General features: G+C 72.2%; 22 protein-coding genes. 8 read left to right on the top strand and 14 right to left on the bottom strand.

Annotated elements, in window-relative coordinates; translation table 11 throughout:
• Nucleotides 1-3: 3 nt before the first annotated feature.
• From HAV40_RS08360 to HAV40_RS08385, 6 genes are read right to left on the bottom strand one after another with little or no spacing between them, the layout of a single operon-like run.
• Entirely contained in the window at nt 4-1383 is a 1380-nt protein-coding gene (locus HAV40_RS08360; RefSeq protein ID WP_239085697.1) for an FAD-binding oxidoreductase, read from the bottom strand.
• 4 nt (nt 1384-1387) lie between these two features.
• Nucleotides 1388-2563: a hypothetical protein gene (locus HAV40_RS08365; RefSeq protein WP_203670903.1), complete on the bottom strand. Its 1176-nt coding sequence runs from the start codon at nt 2561-2563 to the stop codon at nt 1388-1390.
• Nucleotides 2564-2605: 42 nt separating this feature from the next.
• Nucleotides 2606-3424, bottom strand: coding sequence for an ABC transporter permease (locus HAV40_RS08370; protein WP_166380298.1), 819 nt, complete (start codon nt 3422-3424; stop codon nt 2606-2608).
• A complete protein-coding gene (locus HAV40_RS08375; RefSeq protein ID WP_166380299.1) occupies nt 3421-4188 on the bottom strand; it encodes an ABC transporter ATP-binding protein in 768 nt (255 codons plus the stop codon). Before HAV40_RS08375 ends, HAV40_RS08370 begins: the two co-directional genes overlap by 4 nt.
• Complete coding sequence (locus tag HAV40_RS08380; protein ID WP_166380300.1) at nt 4185-5474, bottom strand: amidohydrolase family protein; 1290 nt, start codon at nt 5472-5474, stop codon at nt 4185-4187. The genes HAV40_RS08375 and HAV40_RS08380 overlap by 4 nt, the downstream gene beginning before the upstream one ends.
• The gene (locus tag HAV40_RS08385; RefSeq protein ID WP_166380301.1) at nt 5471-6712 is read right to left on the bottom strand and encodes an ABC transporter substrate-binding protein; all 1242 of its coding nucleotides are present in this window, start codon (nt 6710-6712) and stop codon (nt 5471-5473) included. Before HAV40_RS08385 ends, HAV40_RS08380 begins: the two co-directional genes overlap by 4 nt.
• A gap of 276 nt (nt 6713-6988) precedes the next feature.
• On the opposite strand from HAV40_RS08385, the gene HAV40_RS08390 reads away from it, so the two are divergent.
• Both HAV40_RS08390 and HAV40_RS08395 read left to right on the top strand, forming a co-directional pair.
• Entirely contained in the window at nt 6989-9358 is a 2370-nt protein-coding gene (locus HAV40_RS08390) for a sensor histidine kinase (protein ID WP_166380302.1), read from the top strand.
• 17 nt (nt 9359-9375) lie between these two features.
• Nucleotides 9376-9810: a roadblock/LC7 domain-containing protein gene (locus HAV40_RS08395; protein WP_166380303.1), complete on the top strand. Its 435-nt coding sequence runs from the start codon at nt 9376-9378 to the stop codon at nt 9808-9810.
• 6 nt (nt 9811-9816) lie between these two features.
• Here the strand turns inward: HAV40_RS08395 and HAV40_RS08400 are convergent, their stop codons facing one another.
• Nucleotides 9817-10656, bottom strand: coding sequence for a hypothetical protein (locus tag HAV40_RS08400; RefSeq protein WP_166380304.1), 840 nt, complete (start codon nt 10654-10656; stop codon nt 9817-9819).
• 316 nt (nt 10657-10972) lie between these two features.
• On the opposite strand from HAV40_RS08400, the gene HAV40_RS08405 reads away from it, so the two are divergent.
• Nucleotides 10973-11167 (top strand): hypothetical protein, encoded by a 195-nt coding sequence (locus tag HAV40_RS08405; protein WP_166380305.1) that lies wholly within the window; start codon nt 10973-10975, stop codon nt 11165-11167.
• Nucleotides 11168-11299: 132 nt separating this feature from the next.
• Entirely contained in the window at nt 11300-11602 is a 303-nt protein-coding gene (locus HAV40_RS08410; protein WP_166380306.1) for a hypothetical protein, read from the top strand.
• An 89-nt stretch (nt 11603-11691) separates the two neighbouring features.
• On the opposite strand, the gene HAV40_RS08415 is transcribed toward HAV40_RS08410, so the two are convergent.
• On the bottom strand, nt 11692-13248 hold the full coding sequence (locus HAV40_RS08415; RefSeq protein ID WP_166380307.1) for a carbohydrate ABC transporter permease: 1557 nt from the start codon (nt 13246-13248) through the stop codon (nt 11692-11694).
• 129 nt (nt 13249-13377) lie between these two features.
• Here HAV40_RS08415 and HAV40_RS08420 point away from each other — a divergent pair, with 129 nt between their 5' ends.
• Both HAV40_RS08420 and HAV40_RS08425 read left to right on the top strand, forming a co-directional pair.
• On the top strand, nt 13378-13920 hold the full coding sequence (locus HAV40_RS08420) for an SMI1/KNR4 family protein (RefSeq protein ID WP_166380308.1): 543 nt from the start codon (nt 13378-13380) through the stop codon (nt 13918-13920).
• 63 nt (nt 13921-13983) lie between these two features.
• Nucleotides 13984-15924 (top strand): PrsW family glutamic-type intramembrane protease, encoded by a 1941-nt coding sequence (locus HAV40_RS08425; protein ID WP_166380309.1) that lies wholly within the window; start codon nt 13984-13986, stop codon nt 15922-15924.
• A 126-nt stretch (nt 15925-16050) separates the two neighbouring features.
• On the opposite strand, the gene HAV40_RS08430 is transcribed toward HAV40_RS08425, so the two are convergent.
• The 3 genes from HAV40_RS08430 to HAV40_RS08440 form a co-directional block, all read right to left on the bottom strand.
• Complete coding sequence (locus HAV40_RS08430; RefSeq protein ID WP_203670900.1) at nt 16051-16974, bottom strand: aminoglycoside phosphotransferase family protein; 924 nt, start codon at nt 16972-16974, stop codon at nt 16051-16053.
• 128 nt (nt 16975-17102) lie between these two features.
• Complete coding sequence (locus HAV40_RS08435; protein WP_166380310.1) at nt 17103-17291, bottom strand: hypothetical protein; 189 nt, start codon at nt 17289-17291, stop codon at nt 17103-17105.
• Nucleotides 17292-17361: 70 nt separating this feature from the next.
• Nucleotides 17362-17607: a hypothetical protein gene (locus HAV40_RS08440; RefSeq protein WP_166380311.1), complete on the bottom strand. Its 246-nt coding sequence runs from the start codon at nt 17605-17607 to the stop codon at nt 17362-17364.
• Between the two features lie 124 nt (nt 17608-17731).
• Between HAV40_RS08440 and HAV40_RS08445 the strand changes: the two genes are divergently transcribed.
• The gene (locus tag HAV40_RS08445) at nt 17732-18433 is read left to right on the top strand and encodes a 4a-hydroxytetrahydrobiopterin dehydratase (RefSeq protein WP_203670893.1); all 702 of its coding nucleotides are present in this window, start codon (nt 17732-17734) and stop codon (nt 18431-18433) included.
• Between the two features lie 83 nt (nt 18434-18516).
• On the opposite strand, the gene HAV40_RS08450 is transcribed toward HAV40_RS08445, so the two are convergent.
• Complete coding sequence (locus HAV40_RS08450; protein WP_166380312.1) at nt 18517-19938, bottom strand: aldehyde dehydrogenase family protein; 1422 nt, start codon at nt 19936-19938, stop codon at nt 18517-18519.
• Between the two features lie 159 nt (nt 19939-20097).
• Here HAV40_RS08450 and HAV40_RS08455 point away from each other — a divergent pair, with 159 nt between their 5' ends.
• Nucleotides 20098-20931 carry a helix-turn-helix transcriptional regulator gene (locus HAV40_RS08455; protein ID WP_166380313.1) on the top strand — a complete coding sequence of 278 codons (834 nt, stop codon included), beginning with the start codon at nt 20098-20100 and terminating at the stop codon, nt 20929-20931.
• Nucleotides 20932-20955: 24 nt separating this feature from the next.
• On the opposite strand, the gene HAV40_RS08460 is transcribed toward HAV40_RS08455, so the two are convergent.
• Entirely contained in the window at nt 20956-21855 is a 900-nt protein-coding gene (locus HAV40_RS08460; RefSeq protein WP_166380314.1) for an alpha/beta fold hydrolase, read from the bottom strand.
• 2 nt (nt 21856-21857) lie between these two features.
• Complete coding sequence (locus HAV40_RS08465; protein ID WP_166380315.1) at nt 21858-23102, bottom strand: acyl-CoA dehydrogenase family protein; 1245 nt, start codon at nt 23100-23102, stop codon at nt 21858-21860.
• Between the last annotated feature and the right edge of the window lies 1 nt (nt 23103).

Below are 23103 nucleotides of genomic sequence, written 5' to 3' on the forward strand. Positions count from 1 at the left end.
TGCTTACGGCAGCTTTCCCGGGTTGAGCAGGCCGTCCGGGTCGTTGGCGGCTGCTGCCGCGCGGATGCCGGGCAGGGCCGGGCCGTCGAGCAGCCAGGTGTGCGGGTCGACGACGTGCACGCCCAGGGCCTGTAGGCGCTCGATCCAGGCGTACAGCGATGCGGCGTCGTGGAAGGGGGCCAGGAGCAGGCCGCCGAAGCCGCGTCCGCGTACCGGGTCGGCCGGGTCGAGGTAGGGGCGCATGCCGTCCAGGTGCAGCATCGAGCCGGGTAGCGCCGCGCGGACCGCGTCCGGGTCGGTGACCAGTGGTGCGCCGCCGACCTGCAGGTGGCACAGCTCCGGGCGGGCCTTCTTGGCGCGCAGCGTGACGTGGTTGAACGACAGCGTCGACACGTAGCCCACGGCAGCGGCGTCGACCTTGTCGATCCGGCCGCCGTGCGCGGCGACGGTCTTGGTCACGGCGTCCACGGCGGAGACGTCGACGACGGCTCGCAGGCTGTGGCGGCCTGCGGGCAGGGCAGGGTCGGCGGGGTAGGTCGCGACGAGCGCGGGTTCGTCCAGCGACACCATCCGGGGCGGCGGGTCGAGGCGGAGCAGGGCCAGCCCGGCCTGCGTGGCGTCCGCGCCGGCGGGGCCGGGGAACGAGGCGAGCAGCGCGGTCCAGTCCCGGGCGGGGGCGAGTTTGACGGTGGCGGTGGCGATGATGCCGGTGACGCCGTACGCGTGCAGGTAGGGCAGGCACTGTGCGCCGTACGCCCGGCGGGGTTCGTCCTGCGGGGGGCAGGCGACGACCTCCAGGGCCTGGACGAAGCCGTCCCAGAGCCAGCCGTGTTCGATGGAGCCGAGCCCGCCCGCGCCGCCGCCGAGGAAGCCGCCGATGGTGCTGCCGACGGTGGTCGGCATCATCGCGATCTCCTGGCCGGTGCGCCGGGCGGCGGCTTCCAGGGCGACGAAGGTGGCTCCGGCCTGGGCGTGGATCCAGCCGTTGCCGACTTCGAGGATGCGGTCGGCGTCGCTGAGGTCGACGACCACGCCTCCGGCCAGCGGCACGGCCTGGCCGTAGTTGCCGGTGCCGCGGCCGCGGGGCACGACGGGCACCGCGTGGGCGTGCGCGAGGCGTACCACGGTCTGCAGTTGATCTGTTCCGGCCGGGCGGACGACGACGTCGGCGAGGCGGTCGGGCAGCACCGCGGACAGCAGTGGGGACAGGTATGCCCCGTCGCGGGACGCGGCCAGGCGTGCCGAGTCGAGGGTGGTGACGCGGTCGGCGGGCAGGGCGGCGGTGAGCGCGTCGAGGAAGGCGGCGAGAGCCGCCGGGCTGGGTGCCCGGCGGCTCGCCCGCTGCGCGACGTGCGCCAGCGGAGGTGGTTCCAGGGTGCTCACGGGGTCAGCTCAGCCCGATCGCCGGGTCGATGAACTCGTTGGTCACCAGGTCCTGGGCGGTCAGGCCCGCCTTGACCTCCTTGCGCTGGCCGGAGTAGATCGGGCCGACGATGCCGATGACCTGCTTGACCCGGTCGACGTCGAAGTCGCCCAGCGTGGCGTTGCCGCCGTTGCCGACGATCTTCAGCTTGAGCTGCTGGTCGACGCTGAACGCGGCCTGCTCCTTGCTGTACGGGAAACCCTTGTACGCGTCGTTGAGCTTGATGATCAGGTCGTTGGTGGCGGCGAAGTCCTTCACGTACTCGACCTGCGAGCGCTGGATGATCGGCACCAGGCGCTTGAGGCAGGCGGCGTGTTCGGCCTTCTTGTCCGCGCGCACCACGACGGCCTCGGGGTAGATCGGGTAGCCGGTGTCGTGGATGAGCTGGAACTTGACCGGCTTCTTCCACTGCGGCAGCGCGTTCTCATAGATGAACGGCTCGTTGGTGGCGAAGCCCTGCTGGGCGATCTTGCCCTTCTCGGCGAGGAAGCGGGTGGGGCTGCCGTCGTACGCGCCGTCGACCTGGCCGCGGCGCAGGATGCCCGAGCCGGTCAGGTAGTCCATGTAGGTCGCGCCGTTGAAGAACAGCACCTTGGTGTCGGTCTTGCCGATGTCGACGATCGAGTTGAAGCCGGGGTTGGCCGCCGGGTCCCACATGATCATGTACGGCGCGATGTCGAACGGGGCGACGACGGCGACGACGGGCTGCTTGGCCGACAGGCCGATCGCGTCGTCGGTGGCCACCTGGCCGAGCATGATCGACGGGTCGGCGTACATCTGCGCGCCCGCGTTCTGGAAGCCGATCGCCGGGCCGCCCGCGCGGATCTCGATGTTGACGCCGGTGCTCTGCCCACCCGCCATCAGCGGGCCGGTGACCTTCTTGGCCCCGGCGTCGATCGTCGGCGTGGGGCCGAGCAGGTGGTACAGCGCGCCGTGCTCGGCTTCGGGCGTCCAGGCCGCCTGCACGACGACCGTGGCCGGGCACACCGCGGCGAGGTCGGTGGAGCCGCTGCCCGCGCTGGGCGCGGGTGCCGGGGTGTCGCCGTCGGACTGGCAGCCCCCGACCAGCAGCATCGCGACCAGCGCGGTAGCCGCGCCGGCCCGGTGCAAAGGCCTTCGGGAGGCGGGAAGGGTATTCATGGATCTCCTTCGGTCAGGTGATGGAGGGGGGTGGGGCGGGGGTCAGCGGGGCGCGCCGGGATAGGGCCGGCGCTGCTGCGAGGAGTGCCAGGCGGTGGCCCGGCGGGCGAGCACGCCGAACAGCCAGAACACGGCCACGCCGAACGCCGAGGCGAGGAACACCGCGGCGAACAGCATTTCCGACTGCAGGCGGCGGGGGTACACGTAGATGAGCTGGCCGAGGCCGGGTTCGCCCTGCTGGAAGAAGAAGTCGCCGACGATCGCGCCGATGACGGCCGCCCCGGCGGAGATCCGCAGCCCGGTGAGGATCGCGGGCAGCGCGGCGGGCAGTTGCAGCTTGACCAGCCGGGTCAGCCGCCCGGCGCGGTGCAGGGTGAACAGGTCGTGCAGCGCCGGGTCGACCGAGCGCAGCCCGAACAGCGAGTTCGCCACGATCGGGAACAGCGCGATGAGCACGCAGGTCAGCACCCGGCTGGAGAACCCGAACCCGAACCAGAACCCGAACAGCGGCACCAGGGCCAGGATCGGCACGGTCTGCAGCGCCACGGCGTACGGGTACAGCGAGCGCTCCACCCAGCGGGCCTGGCTCATCAGTACCGCGAGCGCGAGTCCCAGCAGCGCGGCGCAGATCAGGCCGGTGAGCGCGACCTCGGCGGACAGCCGCAACGCGGCGAGCAGTTCGGCCAGGTTGGCCGGGTCGCCGAAGCCGACCTTGACGACCTCGTGCGGGGCGGGCAGCAGGAAGCGCCGGTCGGCGTCGATCAGCACGTAGCTGCCGAAGTACCAGACGGCCAGCACGATCGCGGCCACGATCGCGGGCGGGGCGAGCCGCCACGTCTGCCGGGTGAGCACGCGGGTCATGCGGCGACCTCGATCCGGTCGGCGGTGCCGCCCTGCAGCAGGGCGGTCACCTGGGAGGTCAGCGCGGTGAAGGCGGGGGAGAAGCGCACCTCGGGCAGGCGCGGGTATGGCAGCGGCACGGCGACCTCGCCGACCACCCGCCCGGGGCGGTCGGCCATCACGACGACCCGCTGCGACAGGTACACCGCCTCGGCGACCGAATGCGTGACCAGCAGCCCCGCGAACCCGTCGGCGGCGAACAGCTCCTGCAGGTCGTCGCCCAGCCGGGCGCGGGTGATCTCGTCGACGGACCCGAACGGCTCGTCGAACAGCATCAGCTCGGGGCGGCCGGTCAGCGTACGGGCCAGCGAGACCCGCATCCGCATGCCGCCGGACAGGGTGCCCGGCAGCGCGTCGGCGACGTGCGACAGCCCCACCCGCCGCAGCGCGTCCTCGGCCCGTGCGCGCCGCTCACGCGCGGGCACGCCGGTCAGCTCGCCGGACAGTTCGACGTTGCGCCGTACGCTGCGCCAGGGCAGCAGGGTCGGGTCCTGGAACACGAAGCCGAGCCGGTCGCTGGCGCGGGCAACCGTGCCCGCGGTCGGCTTGAGCAGTCCGGCGGCCAGCCGCAGCAGGGTGCTCTTGCCGCAGCCGGACGGGCCGACCACGGCGGTGAACTCGCCCGCGGCCAGGTGCAGGGTCACCCCGTCGAGGGCTTCGGTGCCGTCGGGATATCGCACGCCGACCGCCTCCAGGGTCAGGGCGGGTGTGCCGTCGTCGGTCACGCGGGGTGTCCTATCTGTGCAGGGTGGTCGTGCCGGGTGACCGTGGTGCGGGCGACGGTGCGCCCGCGGTGGAGCACGAGTCGGTGGGCGGTGGCCGTCGCGAGCGCCTCGCGCAGCGATCCGGCGCGTACGGCCAGCAGCTCGGCCGGGAATCCGGGCGCGACGGCGACCGGGGCCAGCCCGGCGGCCTTACGGGCCTGGGCGCTGACCGCGTCGTACGCGGTCTCGGGGGTGTCGTGTCCGGCCAGCACCAGCAGCGCCGCCGTCTCCAGGGGGTCGCCCCGGCCGAGGAGCTGGAACGGGTCCTGCAGGTTGTCGCCGCCCGCGGCGACGGTGACGCCTGCGGCTCGCAGGGTGCGCAGGGCGGTCAGCCCGCGCGGCACGGCCCGGTCGTGGTCGCGTCCCTGCAGGAACAGGTTGGTCTGCGGCAGGCACGCGACGGCGATCCCGGCGCGGGCGACCTTGTCGGCGATGCGCCCGGCCCGGTCGGCCGCCATCATGCCGAGGCTGACGCAGTGCCCGGCGATGACGCCGTGCGCGAAGCCGCTCGCGGTCACCGCGTCGGCGAGCAGTTCGAGCGTGCACGGGTCGGGGTGCAGCCACTCGTCGACGTGCAGGTCCAGCGGGACGCCGTGGCGTGCCGCGAGGTCCAGGCAGATCGCGATGCAGCCCGCCGGGTCGGGGTCGAGCCCCGGGCAGGCCCCGACCGCGTCGGCTCCGGCGTCCAGCGCGTCGGCCAGCAGCGCGCGGTTGGCGGCTCCGGCCTCCCCGGTCAGCGGGGTCGCCGCGAACGCGGTGACCTGCACGTCGCAGCGGCCAGCGGCTTCGTCGCGGATCGCGAGCACCGCCAGCAGCCCTCGCAGGCCGATGTCCGCGCCGAGGTCGGCGTGGGTGCGCACGGCCGTCGCGCCGTGGCCGAGGTAGGCGTTCAGCGCAGCACGGGCGCGGTGCTCGATCTGCTCGCGGCCCAGCGACGGCCGGTAGGCCAGCCATGCCATGACCGCGCCCATCAGGTCTCCGGCCGGGTTGGGCACCGCGTCGGCGCTCAAGGCCTTGTCGAGGTGGGCGTGGATCTCCATCGGGGCGGGCAGGAGCAGGTGCCCGGCCAGGTCGACGGCCGCCGAGGCCGAGGCCGGACCTCCGCCACCGCCGAGCACGTCCGCCCCGGCCCTGGCCGTGTCGGCCACGGCTTCGACGTGGGTGATCATCCCGTTGTTCAGCGTCACGTCGACGTGGCGGCCGTCGGTGAGCGTGGCATGGCGCAGCAGCAGCGGGCCGCCGGTCACGGCTGGGGCTCCGGGCTGCTCCAGCGGGCCGCCGACGAGGCGAGCTCCACCGGGTAGACGAGCCGGTAGCCGCGATCCTGCCACTGCTCGACCACGGCGGCGGCGAACTGGTTCTGCCCGTCGTCGCCGAACCGCACCCCGTCCCACGGCATGATCATCTGCACGGCGGACAGGGAGGTCCGGCGCAGCGCGGTGCGGATCGCGGCGGCATCGGACGAACCGGCCGCGTCGATGGCCGCTGCCAGCGCGATCGTCGCGGTGAAGGCGTCGGCGGCGACGGCGCTCATGGGTCTGCCGAAGCGCTGCTCGTACAGCTGCGCGACGAGTCGCGCGGTCGGTTCGCGCCCGGCGAGTTCGGCTGACCACGGCACCGCCCGCAGCAGCGCGGCACCGCCGTCCGGCCGCTCCAGCAGCCGGAAGCCCTGGCCGAGGCCGAACAGGGTCGGCCGTTCGCCGGTCTGCCCGACGGCGTCGGCGACAGCCCGCGCCCCGGCCGCGGTCTGCGCCCACGCCACGACCGTGTGGCCGGCCTGCGCGTCGAGCCGGTCGTGCAGCGCGTCCCGGTCGGCGGCGGAGGCGGTCACGGTCAGCGTCTCGCCGATCGGCACGCCCGCCCGGCGGGCCAGTTCCCGCAGGTCGGACATGGCCGCGGCGGAACCGGTCCGCCCGCTCTCGGTGACCAGGGTGATCGTGCCCGTGCCCTGACCGCGCCGGGCCAGCAGCGCGAACGCCGCTTCCGCCAGGCGGCTGTCGCTCGGTCCGGTCCGGAAGTACCAGTCGATGCCCAGCTCGGTGAGGTAGTCGTCGGTGCTGCGCGCGTCGAGCAGCGGCACCCGCAGCCGCTGCGCCTGGCTGGCAGCGGACTCGGCGACCTCCGTGGAGTCGGCCAGCACCAGCCCCGCCACGTGCTCCTGCTCGGTGAGCGAGGTCAGCGCGGCCGAGGCGGCCTCGGGCCCGCCCGCGGTGTCCCGGGCGGCCAGGCTCAGCCGCGCTCCGCCCCGGCCGGGCAGGCCGGTGCCCGCGGCCAGGGGCAGTGGCAGCTCGGGGTGGTCGTCGTTGACGACGTCGACGGCCAGCCGCGCGCCGTTGACGGCGTCGACGCCCCAGCCGGCGTCGGGGCCGGTCAGCGGGGCGAGCACGCCGACAGCGGCCGGCTGCGGGGTGTCGGTGGTGGTCGTGCATCCGGCGATCAGCAGGGTCACCGAGGCCAGGCCGCATGCCAGGCGCAGCGGATTCATGAACGCACGCTCCGATGTGGAAAGATCCGGTCGCTGCCGATGATCGTGGACCGGGGTATCTTTTCGTGCGCGACTGAGACTTTCAAGCCCCGGCGTCGTATGTGTTCCGTTAAATAAGTTCATCCCGGATCTACTTGCTGCGGCGTCACGGCCGACGGTTAGATGTACGGAGCCAGACCCGGTTCACTCTAATGTGGACTGCGCAAAGTGTACGGAGGTCGTCCGGTGACGGATCAAGGGCGTCGCAGCGGGCGGGCGACCGGTGCGCATCGCCGCATGTCGCCGCTGCGCACACGGCTGTGGCGGGTGCCCACCAAGCTCGCCGCCGTGCTCACCGTGCCGCTGCTGGGCTTCCTCGTCGTCGCCGGGGTGCAGATCTCCGACTCGGTGCGCACCGCCGCCGACCTCGACGCGTTCTCGCGCCAGGTCGCCCTCGGCGACGAGATCACCAACCTGGTCCACGAGCTGCAGAACGAACGCGACCGCAGCGTCGGCATGCTGGTCTCGCTGTCGGCGGGCGGCTCGCCGGTCCGCGACGTCGCCGGACTGGCCCCGGAACGCACCGCCGTCGACCGGGCCGCGGCCCGGTGGCGCACGGCAGCCGCCGCACTGGCCGCCGATCCTGCGCTGTCCGGTCCGTATCTGGCGGCCCGGGACCGGCTCGACCAGGTCGCGCCCGTGCGTGCCGGGGTCGGCGGCGGCTGGCTGCGCGCCCAGGCGGCCTTCGACGCGTACACCGGTGTCATCGCCGCCCTGCACGCACTGCTGCCCGCACCGGTCGACGTCGGCGGCGACGACACGCTGGGCCGCCAGGTGCGCGGCTTCACGAACCTGGCGCGGGCCAAGGAACTCACCGCGCAGATCCGCGGCCGCCTCTACATGCTCTGCTACGGCGTCACCTTCGAAACCGCGCCCGGCGCCCGCATCGCCCAGTCCCGTGCCCAGCGGCAGGCCGCCCTGGCCGCGTTCCGGGCCGACGCCGACCCGGCCCAGGTCTCCCGCTTCGAAGACGTCGTGGCCGGTCAGGCCGTACGCAACGCGAACCGGCTCGCCGAGACGATCGTCGCCGCGGAACCCGGCTCGGGCGTCGACCCCCAGCAGTGGTGGTCGGCCAGCACCACCGAACTCGAACAACTGCGCACCGTCGAGCAGGACCTGCTGTCCGGCGCGTCCGAGGCCGTCGCCGCGGCCAGCGGCAGCCGCTGGCTCACCACCCTGTTCGGTTCCCTGATCACCATCCTGCTGCTGCTCGCCGCGCTGCTGATGTCCATCGTGATCGGCCGCAACATGGCCGCGGCGCTGCGCTCGCTGCGCACCCAGGCGCTGATCGTCGCCGAGGTCGCGCTGCCGGGCGTCATCGAGCAGCTGCGCCTGTCACCGACGACCGCGCCACCGGTGCATGTCGAACCGATCATCATCGGCTCACGGGACGAGGTCGCCGAGGTCGCCGAGGCGTTCACGGCCGTGCACCTGAGCGCGGTGCGGCTCGCCGCCGAGCAGGCCAGCATGCGCCGCAACGTCAACGAGATCTTCATCAAGCTGTCCCGGCGCAGCCAGACCCTGGTCGAACGGCAGCTCCAGCTGCTGGACACCATGGAGTCGGCCGAGGTCGACCCGGACAAGCTCAGCAGCCTGTTCCGGCTCGACCACCTCGCCGCGCGCCTGCGCCGCAACGACGAGAACCTGCTCGTGCTCGCCGGTGGCGACACCGCCCGGCACTGGAACCGGCCCAAGGACCTCAACACCATCGTGCTGGCGGCCACCGCCGAGGTCGAGCACTACGAGCGGGTGCACCACGACACCCCCGACGGGGTGTACGTCGTCGGCCACGCCGTCGCCGACGTGGTCAACCTGCTCGCCGAACTGCTGGAGAACGGCACCGCCTTCTCCCCGCCGGACACCACCGTGCAGGTGCGCGGCAACCCGCTCGCCGACGGCTCGGCCGAGCTGGTCGTCGTCGACGACGGCATCGGCATGTCGGACCAGCAGCTCGCCGAGGCCAACAGCCAGGTGTCGGAACCGGTCAGCATCGACACCTCCGCCGCCGAGCGGATGGGACTGGTCGTGGTCGGGCACCTGGCCCGGCGGCACGGCATCACGGTCCGGCTGAGTTCCGGGATTCGCGGCGTCACCGTACGGGTGCTGCTGCCGGAGGCGCTTATCGCGCCCGTGCCCGCCGACGAGCCCGAGACCGCGCCGCCCTCCGGCGAGCCTGACGGGTCGGCCATGTCGACACTGCGCCGCCGCGTGCCGACCCGGGCCGAGGACGTGCTGACCCCCGAGCGCCGCGCGCCCAGCATCTGGTGGAACCGCGACGCCGCCGAGCAGGCGGCCGCCGCCCCGCAGGCCGAGGCCGCGGCGCCGCCCGCACTGACCAAAGCCGGGTTGCCGACCCGCACCCGGCGCTCGGTGCCGCAGGCCGCCCCGGTCGACACGACCCGGTACGAAGCCGACCCGGATGCGCTCGGCGACACGCTGACCAGGCTTTACGAGGGTGTACGGCGCGCCGAGGCGGAGGACGGGACGGGACCTGGCGCGAGCGCGCCGGTCGCCCCCGAACCGCCCGCCGCGACGGAGCCGGAACAGGACGACGCCGCGGGGCGGACCGAGGCGGATCGGCAGCTGACCCAGCCGGCCGGTAAGTGACAGGAGAGTGGACGGAAATGGCGATCAGCGCAGCGGCGCGTGACTTCAACTGGCTCATCAACGGATTCGCCGAGCGCGTGGCCGGTGTCGTGCACACCGTCGTGGTCTCCTCCGACGGCCTGCTGGTGGCCGCCTCGGACCGGTTGCCGCGCGACAGCGCCGACCAGTTCGCGGCGGTGACCTCCAGCCTGGTGAGCGTGACCAAGAGCGCGGCGTCACTGTTCGACGGCGACTCGGTGCGCCAGACCGTGGTCGAGATGGGCCGTGGCTTCCTGCTCGTGATGCCGATCCGCGACGGCTCGATCCTGGCCACCCTGACCGCCACCGGCGCGGACGTGGGCGTGGCCGGATACGAGATGGCCAAGCTGTGCAAGCAGGCCGGGGAGGTGCTGACCCCGGCGATCCGCACCGAGCTGCAACTGTCCCTGCCCCAGGTGCAGCAGGTCGGCTAGCGCCGCTCATCCCGCCAGGGCCCGCCGCAGCTCGTCCGTCGCCCGGCCGGTGTCCCAGCGGGCGAGCTCCGGCCAGGTGTACGCGCGCCGCAGCTGTTGCAGGGCGCGGACCCCGACCAGGTAGCCGATCCGGTCGGGCAGGCGGTGCCCGGCGTTGAGGGTCAGGTAGCGCCGCTCCGCGTCGCCGTCCGTCGTGTCCAGACACGACAGGATCTCGGCGCGGGCCACGGGCAGCAGCCGCTCGCACTCGTGCAGCCAGGCGTCGTGGCCGGGGCCGAACCACAGGTGCTCGGCCAGGCCGTACTCCGGCAGCAGTTCGGCGGTGAGCAGCGTCGCGAAGCCCTCGGCGAACACGGCCTGCCCGAGCGGGCCGTGCTGCGGCCACGGCGTCGCGGGTAGCGGGAACTGGAGCGCGTGCGCCATCTCGTGCGCGGCGAGGATGCGGGCCGCGTCGACGTCGGGGATCTGCTCGACGGCCAGGAACAGGGTGTGCCTGCCGCCGACCTCGCTGACCCAGCCGTTGGACCTGGCCAGGCCGACCATGCTGACGCATGGCACGGTGCGGTCCTCGGCGCGCAGCGGCGGGGCCACCAGCCGGTAGGCCTCGGTGATCCAGCCTGCGGCGAGCGGTGCGTTGGCGGTGATCCGCCCGATCAGCTCGGGGTAGCGGGCGAGCGCGGGCCCGGGATCGGGCTCGCCGCCGCCGCGGGTCACGTCGTCGGCGACCTCGGGGTGGCGGGCGGCGTACTCCCGCCACAGTCGCGTCTGCCGGTTCGGTGGGGCGTCGGCGGCCTGCTGCCAGAAGCCGAGGAAGGCGGGCACCAGGTCGCGTACCAGGACGGGCATCCGGCGATTCTAGCGACGTACCGCGATGTCGATCCGTGCATTGACATGAACAGATGGAGCCGCTACGTTCGGTGCATCGTCGGTGACGCTGAGGGGTGGTTCCGATAGCGCGTCGTATCAAGAGAACCGTGCCGGTGCTGGTGGTGGGGGTGCTGGGGGCGTCCCCGGCGTACGCGGACTGGTGCCTGCAGAACACCCCGGACGGCTTCTGGACCTGGATCGACTGCACGACCTGAGCCGCGCCGCGAGCGGACCGCCCGCGTGTGATCGAATGACTTCCGTGCGAGGATGAGCCCGCCGTCGACGAGGAGAGATCATGCGCTGGGTGTGGCTGGTGATCGGGGTGCTGCTGGTTCTGTCGGGGATCGTGTGGACCCTGCAGGGCCTGGATCTGCTCGGTCAGTCCGGCGGCATGAACGGGCAGCGGATCTGGGCGTTCATCGGCCCCGTCACGGCGGTCGCCGGGCTGCTCCTGGTGCGTCTGGGCCTGCGCCGTCCGGCCGGTGGCTGAGCCCGCTTCCCGCCTCGCCGAGCGGTCGGCCCGCTACTTGAGACCACATCGGGTCCTGCGAAAGCTTGCTCAATCACCGCTGCGCAGCGCATAGTCGAGGAGACCCCCGGCTTCTGCGTAAGGAATGCACCTGTGTCTGTCGACGATCTTGCGGCCGAACGTACCGATTTGGGCGCATTGACGGAAATGACGCATGAGGCGATGCTCGCGCGATGGCACCAAGGCCTGGTGACCCCCATGTCATCGACGATCAACACGTTCGCCAAGACCGACGGCAGCTGGTGGACCACCAGCGAGGGCGCTTGGCAGCGGGTTCCGCAGAGCGCGCGCAGCGAACAGCTCGACTACCACCACGACCGTTTCGCCTCGACCTGCCAGGCAAAAGGCCCGGCGGGGTCGAAATCACCGTGGGGCGCAGCCAGCCGGGTCGTCTGACCGGCTGCTGACCTAGCGGAACACCCCTCGAACTGATCGGGCCGGTGTGGTCCAGGACTTCGGTCCCGGACCACACCGGCCCGACGACGTCAGTTGCCCGAGTCCGCGGGCGTCGCGGCGGCAACGGCGTCACGGCCGGTCCGCAGCGCGAGCCGGTCCAGCACCAGCACCTGCACCACGGCGACGACCGCCGCGACCAAGAGCAGGACCGGCAGCGGGTACAGCCAGCCGAGCGGCACCTCGCCGCCGCGCCGGAACATCTGCACCGCCTGCATCACCACCACCTGCATCGGGTTGCTGTCGACCTCGTAGCCCGCGATGATCGGCCACAGCGTGTCCTGCGCCTGGACGATCCACGTGATCAGCGCCGCGAGCCCGACGGCGGGCAGCGCCAGCGTCCAGCGCACGCCCCGGAACAGCAGCGCCGACCCGAACAGCACCGGAATGGTCAGCGAGGCGGGCGGGATCAGGAACAGGAACGCGCTGCCGTCGTCGGTGCGGTGCATCCAGGTGTCGGGCGCGAGCCCGGCCAGCCCGGTGAACAGCCACGGCGCGAACGGCAGCAGCAGCAGTGCGCTGCGCTCGCCGAGCGGCCGCAGCGCGCCGATGCCGTACCCGGCCAGCGCCGCGGCGAGCACCCCGACGACCGTGGAGATCAGCGGCGGCAGCCAGGTCGACGACAGGTGCGCGAACAGGTTGCCGCGTACCGCCGCGGTGTCGAAGTCGATCGTGCTCAGCAGCCACGGGCCGAGCCCGGCCAGGCCGAGCACCAGCAGCCCGCCGGTGGCGACGGCGGCGGCCGCCCGCCACCCCGTGACCGTGGACGGGGGCTGCTCCGCCGGGGCGGGCTGGTCCGCGGCCACGATCCGGGCGCGGGCCACGATCAGCCAGACCGCGATGCCGATGCCGAGGACCGCCAGCGGCAGCCACAGCAGGATCGCACCCGCCGACGCCGAGCCCAGCCGGAACGTCCGGAACGCATGATCGAAGATCAGCAGCACCGGGGATGCGTACCGTTCGGCGCCCCTGCCCAGCAGGTAGGGGAAGCCGAACGACTGCAGCCCGATCGCCAGCGCCGAAGCCGCGATGACACCGGTGACCAGCAACCCGGCCGACCAGGTGCCACCAGGCCGGGTCGAGTGCCGGAACACCAGCAGGAACGCGGTGGTGCCGAGCCCGACGGCGAGCCCGAAGAACGTGATGTACTGCGCGAGCATCGGGTTCATGCTGTCGCGGGTCGGCTCGTAAGCCAGCACCCACGCGATGGCCGCGCCCGCGGTGCCCAGGGCGGCCATCGGCAGCGCGAACGCGATCCGGGCCGTCCACCGCCCCGCCCGGCCACCCCGCGCCGCGAGATAGGCCAGCACGCCGCCGCCGACGACCGCGGTGAGCGTGGCCAGCACGGCGAAGACCAGCGGCCAGACCAACGAACCCCCGAAGTCGGGGAACACGTCGGTGTAGTTCTCCAACCCGACCTGTTCTGCATCGCGGCCGAGCATGTCGACGTCGGTGAAGCTCGCCAGCGCGGTGCGCACCGTGGGCACGACGTAGCCGCTGACTAGCAGCACGAACGCCGGGACGACGGCCAGCAGTCCGAACAGGACATTGGTGGTGCGGGCGGGGGTCTTCGGCACTGTGTCGGTCACATCATCCGATGCTAGTGCCCGGCCACGACACGTACACCCTGCCGCATCGACCGCATTGGACGGTCCGGTACGCGGCACCGCGCTCGATCGGACGAGTGCGGCAATGTGGCCGCGGTGCTTGAATGCCTCATGCCGTTCTCCTCCACGCTCGCGGCGATCGACGGCTGGCTGGCCGAGCACGCCCCGCTGACCCTGCGCGACCTGCCCGCGCCCGCGACCGCCGCCGACCTCGCGGCCGTCCGCGCGCACCTCGGCACCGACCTGCTCAAGGAGGTCGAGCAGCTGCTGCGCTGGCACAACGGAGCAGGCCGCGCCGTGCCGCCGTTCTGCCTCGCCCCGGGCTACGCCTTCCTGAGCACTGCCGACATGATCGCCACGTCGCGGCGGCACCTCGCCGAGGACGCGGCCCGCCACTGGCACACCTGGAACCGGCAGTGGCTGCCCGTGGCCGCAGGACAGCGCGGGCGCGTCCTGACCGTCGACCACGCCGAGAGCGACACACACGGCCACGTCACCATCTCGTCCACCGACGACAGCCGTGACTTCCCCAAGACCTGGCCCGACCTCGACGCCCTGCTGTCGCGCACCTACGAGGCCATGCGGTACGGCAACCGGTTCATGAAGTCGCGGCGAACGGTGCTCGACGGCCGCCTCGACTGGGACGAGGCCTGAGCAGCGCACACCGAGTCGCCTGCCAGACAGTGGGCGTGGTCGATACCGGCTACCCTGCCCGGCGTGACCGTCCTCATGATGTTCGCTGCCTGCTACGGCGTATGGCAGCTCACGATGCTCGCCTCGGCGACCCGTACGGTGCGTATGCCGCTGCTGGTCCTCGGTGTGGTCGCCGGGCTCTACGGCGCGGGCATGCTCGCCCTCGGCCTGCAGATGCTCTACACCCGCGGCATGACCGCGCTCACCGGCGACCCGCTGCCCGAGATCGTGCGCACCGCCAGCTACACCGTCGACCCGCTCATCGAGGAGCTGGCCAAGGTCGCCCCGTTCGCGCTGCTCGCCCTCCTGCACCGCAAGGTCCGCGCGCAGTGGGGCCTGACCGACTTCCTGCTGCTCGGCGCGGCCGGTGGAGCCGGATTCGGGCTCGTCGAGCAGCTGCTGCGCCACGCCGACGAAGCCGCGTCGGTCACCGGCGGCGGCCCGTTCGAAGGCTGGTCCCGGATGCAGGGCTTCGGCTTCGTGCAGATCTGGGGACTGCCCGACCTGATCACCTCGTGGCTGCCGACCCCGGTGTCCTACATCGACGCGTTCTCCGCCGACGCACCCAGCCCCGAGATCAGCCTGCACCTGGTCTGGAGCGCCCTGGCCGGCCTCGGCGTCGGCCTGCTGATCCGGGGCAGCGCCCTGCAGCGCCTGGCCGGCGTCGCGCTGCTGCTGTTCCCGTGGCTCGACCACGCCGCGTACAACCATGAGGTCGCCGACCCCGACGGCGCGGGCGTCATCAACGCGTTCGCCACGCCGCTGGCGTTCCTGCGCCACGCGCTGTGGCTGTATCCGCTGCTCGCCCTGGCCGCCGCGACGTTCCTGGACCGGCGCACCCTGCTGGCGGGCAAACGCGCCTGGCCCGACACGCTCACCGCCGCCGAACGCGCCGGGCGGCCCGCCGTGGCCGCCCTCGGCGGGCACGCCTTCGCGGGCCTGCCCTGGACGCCCTACTTCATCTGGACGTACACGCTGACCCGCCGAGCCGCCCTGTTCAGCCACGCCCGGGTCACCCCCGACGATCCCATGCACCGGGCCGTCGCGCAGGCCACCACCGCCCTGGACGGCACCGACGCCCAGGCGTGGCGGGGCACCACCGTGCGCCGCCGCGACGGCGCGACCCCGCCGCGCGGGATCAAACCCTGGCTGCCGCTGATCGTATGGGCCGCGCTGCTCGTGCCCGCCATCGTGTACTTCCTGCCCGGCAGCCTGCCCACCTTCTCCGGCGTACAGGGCCTGCTCGCCGAACCCTGGGTGTTCCCGCTGGTCCTGGTCGTCTCCGTGGCAGGACTCGGCTGGCTCGGCTGGCAGCTGTACTCCACCGCCCGGCGGCTGCGCCCACTGCTGGCAGCCCCCGCCGCCGACGCCGCCGTCCGCGCCGAACTGCGCCTGCTCACCGGCTTCGGCAGCATCGCCGCCGGAATCGGCAGCCTGGTCCTCGGACTCGCTGCGGGCGGACCCGACCAGCCGATCCTCACCTCGCACATCCTCGACGCGATCAGCCAGACCCTGTTCCTCGCCTCGCTGCTACTGGCGATGCTCGCCATGGTCTGGTTCCCGCCCTTGGGTATGGCGGCGCTGGCCGGAGGCGGCTTCCAGCTCGTGCTCACCGCCGCCGCGGCCGACTTCCTGGCCACCCTCGCCGGTGCGGGTGCGCTGGCGATCCTCGCCGCGATGATGAGCGGCAACGGCAGCGGCGGCGGCCGTGGGGACGACTACTGGGAGGAGAAGTACGGCCAGGACGATCCGCCGCCGCGCCAGCAGCGCATGAGCGACGCGAACAAGGCCGAGCTGGAGGACTCCGGCTGGCTCAAGAACAAGGTCCAGAATCCGCAGACCCGCCGCGACTTCATGAAGTGGCTGGAGAAGGGCCACCAGCAGGGCGAGCCGCACGAGCACCTGAGCCCTGGCTCACCACAGGCCGAAGCCAAACTCGCCGAATTCCTCGCCGAGACGCTGTGACCCACGGTCACCGCACCAGCCTGCCATGATCGTTCGACTTGCCTGGCCAACGGGCGTATCGCGGCTCAAGATACGCCCACCTACCAGGCAAGTCGAACGATCACCAACCCGGCCGACTACGTCGATCTATTGGTCCGCGGCGAAGTCGGCCAGCAGTTCGGCGATGAAGCGCGGGCTGTCACGCACCGCTTCCGGGTTGCGGACACGGTAGTAGGGAAGCGCGATCATCTTCAGGGACAGGGTCCAGCCGCGGGCGCGTACCCAGGCGTGCTCGTCGATCTCCAACGCGTCACGGAACGCCTGCCGCGAGTCGCCGCTGAACAGGTACCAGGCGGCGAGCAGGTCACCGGCCGGGTCGGCGGCGCGTGCGGTGGCGAAGTCGATGACCGCGGTCAGCCTGCCGTCGGCCATGAGCACGTTGCCCGGCATGAGGTCGCCGTGGATCCACCGTGGCGGCCCGCTCCACGGGCCCACCGCCAGGGACGCCTCCCAGGCGGCGAGCACCAGCCCGGTGTCGAACTCGTCCCGCATCTCCTCGACCGCGGCGCGGAACAGCTCGTCGCGCGGTGCCAGCGGGGTGCCCCGGCTGAACAGGTCGTCCGTCGGGACCGGGGCGCCGGTCGTGTCGATCTGCTGCAGGCAGTGGATGAACGCGGCGAGTTCGCGCGCCGTGGCGGACGGGTCGGCCAGCTGGTCCAACTGGAAGGGCGTGCCCTCCAGCCAGCGGTAGACGCCCCAGGTGAAGGGGAACTGCTCGCTCGGCGAGCCGACGGCCAGCGGCTGGGGCACGGCCAGGGGCAGTTGCGGGGCCAGCCGGGGCAGCCAGGTCAGGTCTTTCTCCACTTGGCCCTGGGCCCACGGGGTGCGCGGCAGCCGGGCGGCGAGTTCCGTGCCGACGCGGAAGGTCACGTTGTCCGTGCCCGATGAGGGGACCACCTGCACGGGTAGGTCGGCCCACTGCGGGAACTGCTCGGACAGCAGGCGCGTCACGAGCGGCGCGTCGATGTCGACCTCATCGTCGTGCAGCTTGGGGACTTTCAGCTCGGACACGGCACGCAGAATGCCACAGCTGCCAGCCCGTATCCAGTGAATAGATCCGGTCGCGGCGCCCGGCGCGCCCACGACCCGTGGCGACTGCGTCGCAGTCCTGCTGGCGGGCGGTATCAGAAGCTGTGACGCTAACGCTTGAGTGCGCGGTAACGCTTTAGCAGTTCGGTGATTCTGGCATAGTCGCCGTTGCCGTTGAGTTCAGCCAGCAGGTCGTCGGGGCAGACCTCGTAGTGGTCGCCCCACCATCGGCCGGACCTGTTGTTCCAGATGCGGTAACCGCCGGGGACGCCGCGAGCCACGTAACGCCGACGGCTCATGAATGCCTGCTGGGGGCGGCATAACGGCGATCGGGCCAGGGCTTGGCGCCGCTGCGGAAACCCGCGACGGTCAGTGCCATCGGCTCATGTGCCGGTCGACGACTTCTCGTACCTGGCGGCGGAGGTGCTTGTCGACGTAGGCCATGTCGCCCATGCCCTCCGCCTCGAAGACCGCATCGGTGAAGGCGTCCACGTCGCCGGGAGGTGCTGCGCACAGTCGGCGGTTGTCGTCGGGCGGCAGGCAGAAACCCAGCTTGATGCACAGTTCGTTCAGCAGGCGCTGAACGTCGGAATCCAGATCATCGCGATAGCCCACGTAGAGAGCCTTCCTGATGGGCTCACACGCTGCCAACTCGTCAAGCGCAGGGGAGACGGCGCGTGGGGCGGTGATCCTGACTGTTCGGATGCTGGGGTCGAGGATAAGGTCCCTGTCCATGGACATGCTGCGGGGCGAGAAGATCGCCGAGGCCGACCTGACCGACTGGCGCAAGCTGGCCCAGGGGCTGCACGCGCGTTATCTCGTCGGCAGCTTCAGCATCGGCGCGCGGTTCGTCGCCGCGGTGGGAGAGGCGGGCGACGCGATCGGCCACCACCCGCGTGTATCGATGGGCAACGGATACGTCGATCTCAAGCTGATCACCGACGACGCCGTCTACCGTGACGGCGAGGGCACTGAACACATCATCGAATGGGTGACCCAGCAGGACGTCGACCTGGCGCGCCGGATCACCGAGATCGCCGCCGAGCACCAGGTCGACGCTGATCCGACTGCGGTCAGCATGATCGAGCTCGGCCTCGACACGGCGCGCTCCGCGACCATCGCCCCGGTGTGGGCGGCCCTGCTGACCGGAAATCCCGAGTCGCAGGGCCACGGGTCCCCCAGCGATGAGATCCGCGACGCCACGGGCCGGGTGCCGAACCTGTGGTTCGGAGACGCCGACGAGCACGCCGCCACACGACCGCGGTTCCATGTCGAGGTCTATGTGGCGCCCGAGGTGGCCGAGCAGCGCATCGCGGCCGCCGTCGCGGCGGGTGGCACCGTCGTCGACGACAGCAACTCGCCCTCGCTCACGGTGCTCGCCGACCAGGACGGCAACAGGGGAATCGTATGCGTCGACACGTCCGCCGCGAAGAAGGCGTGAACCATCAGCACTGCTGGTGACCGACCCGTCGACCAGCGTGTCCCGTCCAGCGGCTGGACCGCCGCCGGACGGGACCGGTCCGGTCAGCGCTGGACGGACTTGGTCTCCAGGTACTCCTCCAGCCCGAGGTGGCCGAACTCGCGGCCGTTGCCGGACTGCCGGTAGCCGCCGAACGGGGCGAGGGCGTTCCACGGCGCGCCGTTGACGTCGACCTGGCCTGCGCGCAGCCGCCGGGCGACCGCCAGGGCATGCTCGGGTTCGCCGAAGACACCGCTGGTCAGGCCGTACATCGTGCTGTTGGCGATGGCTACGGCGTGGTCTTCGTCGGTGTACGGGATGATCGTGAGCACCGGCCCGAAGATCTCCTCCTGGGCGATGGTCGAGTCCGGGTCGACGTTGGCGAAGATCGTCGGCCGGGCGTACGCGCCGTCGAGCCCGTCGGGCCGTCCCGGGCCGCCGAACACCAGCGTCGCGCCGTCGGCGATGCCGCGCTCGATGTAGCTGTCGACCTTGCGCCGGTGCTCCTCGGACACCAGCGGCCCGAGCCGGGTGGCCTCGTCGGTCGGCACCCCGACGGTGTACTGCGCCGCGGCGGCCACGGCCAGCGCGACGATCTCGTCGTGGCGGGCCGCCGGGACCAGCATGCGCGGCCATGCGCCGCAGACCTGGCCGCTGTTGGCGAACGCCATCATCAGGCCCTTGTCGACGGCCTTGGCCAGGTCGGCGTCATCGAGGATCACGTTCGCGCCCTTGCCGCCCAGTTCCAGCGCGACCCGTTTGACGGTCTGCGCGGCGACCTCGGAGATCCGGCGGCCCGCGCGGGTCGAGCCGGTGAACGAGACCATGTCGATGTCGGGGTGCGCCGAGATGGCCTCGCCGACGACGTCGCCGGTGCCGTACACGACGTTGAAGACGCCCGGCGGCAGGCCCGCCTCGGCGGTGACCTCGGCGAGGATCCGGGCGGTCAGCGGCGCGACCTCCGACGGCTTGAACACCATCGTGTCGCCCGCGACCAGGGCCGGGGCGAGCTTCGAGACGATCTGCTGGAGCGGGAAGTTCCAGGGCGTGATCGCGCCGACGACGCCGATCGGCTCGCGGACGATCAGCGAGTTGCCGACCTGCTGAGTCCAGGCGAAGTCGGCGGCCAGCGCGGCGAACGAGGTGGCGACCGCGACCGGGAAGCCGATCTGGGCGGTGCGGGACATGGCGATGGGCGAACCCATCTCGGTGGTGATCGTCACGGCGATCTCCTCCGCGCGGGCCTGCAGACCTTCGGCGATGCGCCGTACGGCGGCGGCCCGCTCGGCCGGGTCGGTGGCGGCCCAGCCGGGGAAGGCGGCGCGGGCGGCGGCGACGGCCTGGTCCACGTGCGCGGCGGTGCCCGCAGGCGCCTCGGCGACGACCCTGCCGTCCGCCGGGTTCGTCACGGGGATGGTCTCGCCGGTGCCGGGGATGATCCGGCCGCCGATCCAGTGGCCGAGTGGGTGGTGTGCTGGGTTGGTCATGCTTCGACTGTGTCGGCCCTGAACGGCCGTAACCAGGCACAACCTGTCCGTGGCTGAGGGGCGCGCAGCGCGCCATGATCGTCTCGGGGTGATCCTCGTCGGCGGGGAAACAGCTCCGGCCGGGGCGTTGTTGACAAGATCAGAGAACGGAGCCGCGTGATGCATCGTGATCGACTTGCCGAGTTCCTGCGGACCAGGCGCGAGGCGCTGCAGCCGGAGGACGTCGGGCTGCCCCGAGGGCAGCGGCGGCGTACCGGCGGCCTGCGGCGCGAGGAGGTCGCGGCGCTCAGCGGTATGTCGACCGACTACTACAGCCGGATCGAGCAGCAGCGCGGTCCGCACCCGTCGGAGCAGATGCTGGCCGCGATCGCCAGGGGCCTGCGGCTGTCGCTGGAGGAGCGCGACCACCTGTTCCGGCTCGGCGGGCACCCCGTGCCGCGGCGGGTGCTGCGCGCCGACCACATCAACCCGGGCATGATGCGGATCTTCGATGGGCTCGGCGACGCCGCCGCGCTGGTGGTGAGCGACCTGGGGGAGACGCTGGCGCAGACCCGGCTGGCCGTGGCGCTGCTGGGCGACGAGACCGCGTACACCGGGCTCGCCCGGAGCCTGCACTACCGGTGGTTCACCGATCCGACGGCCCGTGAGCTGTACGACCCGGACGACCATGCGGTGCACAGCAGCCAGCTCACCGCCGACCTGCATCGCGCGTACACCCGTGACGGCGGGGGTGGGCGTGCGGGTGCGATCGCCGAGGCTCTGCTGCGCGCCAGCCCGGAGTTCGCCGAGCTCTGGCGTGCCCACCCGGTTCCCGGCCCGTACTGCGTCGCGAAGCGGCTCGTGCACCCTCAGCTCGGTCCGATCGAGCTGCAGTGCCAGACGTTGCTGGATCCCGACCAGTCCCAGTCGCTGCTGGTCTACACCGCCACGCCGGGCAGCGAGAGCTACGAGAAGCTTCAGCTCCTGTCGGTCACCGGCACGCTGCGCGTCTGAGCCCGCCGCCACGTCCGGCCATGCTCACCTCGCGGGTTCCGCGGGGATCAGGTCGTGTTCGTGGAGCCAGGCGAGCAGGTGTCCGGCCAGCTCCTGGGGGTGTTCGAGCTGGGGGACGTGGCCGGAGTCGAGTTCGACGTAGGTCCAGTGGGGCAGGCGGGCGGCGACCGCGCGGGCGGAACCGATCGGCACGTGCCGGTCGTGTACGCCGTGGGTGAGCAGCACCGGCATGCGCAGCGACTCCATCGCCCGCCAGTAGCCGTCGGGGCGGGCCAGCAGGCGCAGCAGTGACCGGCTGGCGCCGAGGTATCCGGCGGCCCGGCGCGGGCTCGCCGCCGCCATCTCCTCGTCGAGCGCTACCGCGTCGGCGATGACCTGTTCGGGCACCCGGGACGCGTCGGCGCAGGTCATCGCGAGGGTTTCCTCGACGCGCCGCCGGGCGGGCACGGTGGCCAGGCGGCGGCGCATGGCCCAGCCGGCGAGACCGGGCACGAGGTTGATCAGGAACAGCTTCCGGATCTCCGGATCGATCTTGACGTTGGGGGCGATCGGCACGCTCGGGTCGACCAGTGCCAGCCCGCGTACCGCGTCCGGGGCGGCGGCCGCGGTCAGCGTGGAGATCATGCCGCCCATCGAGTTGCCGACCAGCACCGCGGGCTCGCCGACGACCTCGGTGACGTAGCGCCGCAGCAGCTCGGCGTTGGCGGTCACGGTGGTGGGCCCGGCCGCGGTGCCCGTGCGGCCGAACCCGGCGAGATCAAGAGCGCTGACCCGGGCGTACGGCGTCAGCAGCGGCGCGATCCGCGTCCAGTTCAGGTGCGAACCGCCCAGCCCGTGCACCAGCACGACGGGCGGGGTGTCGGGCCGCCCGCCGAAGTCGACGTGGTGCACGGGTCCGCCGAGGTCGGCGTACGCGCTCCTCATGCTCAGCTCCGCTCCGCGCTGTACTTGCGCAGTTCCCGCTTGGCCAGCGAGGCCTTGTGCACCTCGTCGGGGCCGTCGGCCAGGCGCAGGGTGCGCGCCCCGGCCCACATCTGGGCCAGCGGGAAGTCCTGGCTGACGCCGCCGCCGCCGTGCACCTGGATCGCCTTGTCGATCACCCAGCCGGCCATCTCCGGCACGACGATCTTAATCGCCTGGATCTCGGTGTGCGCGCCCTTGTTGCCGACGGTGTCCATCAGCCAGGCGGTCTTGAGCACCAGCAGGCGGGCCTGCTCGATGCGCACCCGGGCCTCGGCGATCCACTCGCCGACCACGCCCTGCGCGGCGAGCGGCTTGCCGAACGCGACACGCTCGGTGGCGCGGCGGCACATCAGCTCCAGAGCCCGCTCGGCCATGCCGATGAGCCGCATGCAGTGGTGGATGCGCCCCGGGCCGAGCCGCGCCTGGGCGATGGCGAAGCCTTCACCCTCGCCCGCGACCAGGTTCGCGGCGGGTACGCGTACGTCGGTGAAGGTGATCTCGGCGTGGCCGCCGTGCCAGCCGTCGTCGTAGCCGAACACCTGCATGCCGCGCTTGATCTCGACGCCGGGAGTGTCCCGTGGGACGAGGATCTGGCTCTGCTGGCGGTGCCGGTCGGCGGACGGGTCGGTCTTGCCCATCACGATGAAGATCGCGCAGCGCGGGTTCATCGCGCCCGACGACCACCACTTGCGCCCGTTGATGACGTAAGAGTCGCCGTCGCGCTCGATGCGGGTGGTGATGTTGGTGGCGTCGGACGAGGCGACCTCCGGCTCGGTCATGCAGAACGCCGACCGGATCTCGCCCGCGAGCAGCGGCTTGAGCCAGCGCTCCTGCTGCTCGGGGGTGCCGAACATGGTCAGCACCTCCATGTTGCCGGTGTCGGGGGCGTTGCAGTTGATCGACTCCGGGGCCAGGTGCGGGCTGCGTCCGGTGATCTCGGCCAGCGGCGCGTACTGCAGATTGCTCAGCCCCGCACCCAGCGGGTGGTGCGGCAGACTGAGCCCATGGGGTGCCAGAGGCACCAGGTTCCACAGGCCGCGCTTGCGGGCCTCGGTCTTCAGCTCCTCCATGACCGGCGGCGTCGTCCACGGCGCGATCTCGCCGAGCTGGTGCTCGGCGACGGCCTCGGCCGGGTAGACGTGCTGCTCCATGAAGTCGAGCAGGTCGGCACGCAACTGCTCGGTGCGCTCGTCGTACGAGAAGTCCATG

It is taken from the genome of Catellatospora methionotrophica, assembly GCF_011297335.1.
Classification (GTDB): domain Bacteria; phylum Actinomycetota; class Actinomycetes; order Mycobacteriales; family Micromonosporaceae; genus Catellatospora; species Catellatospora methionotrophica.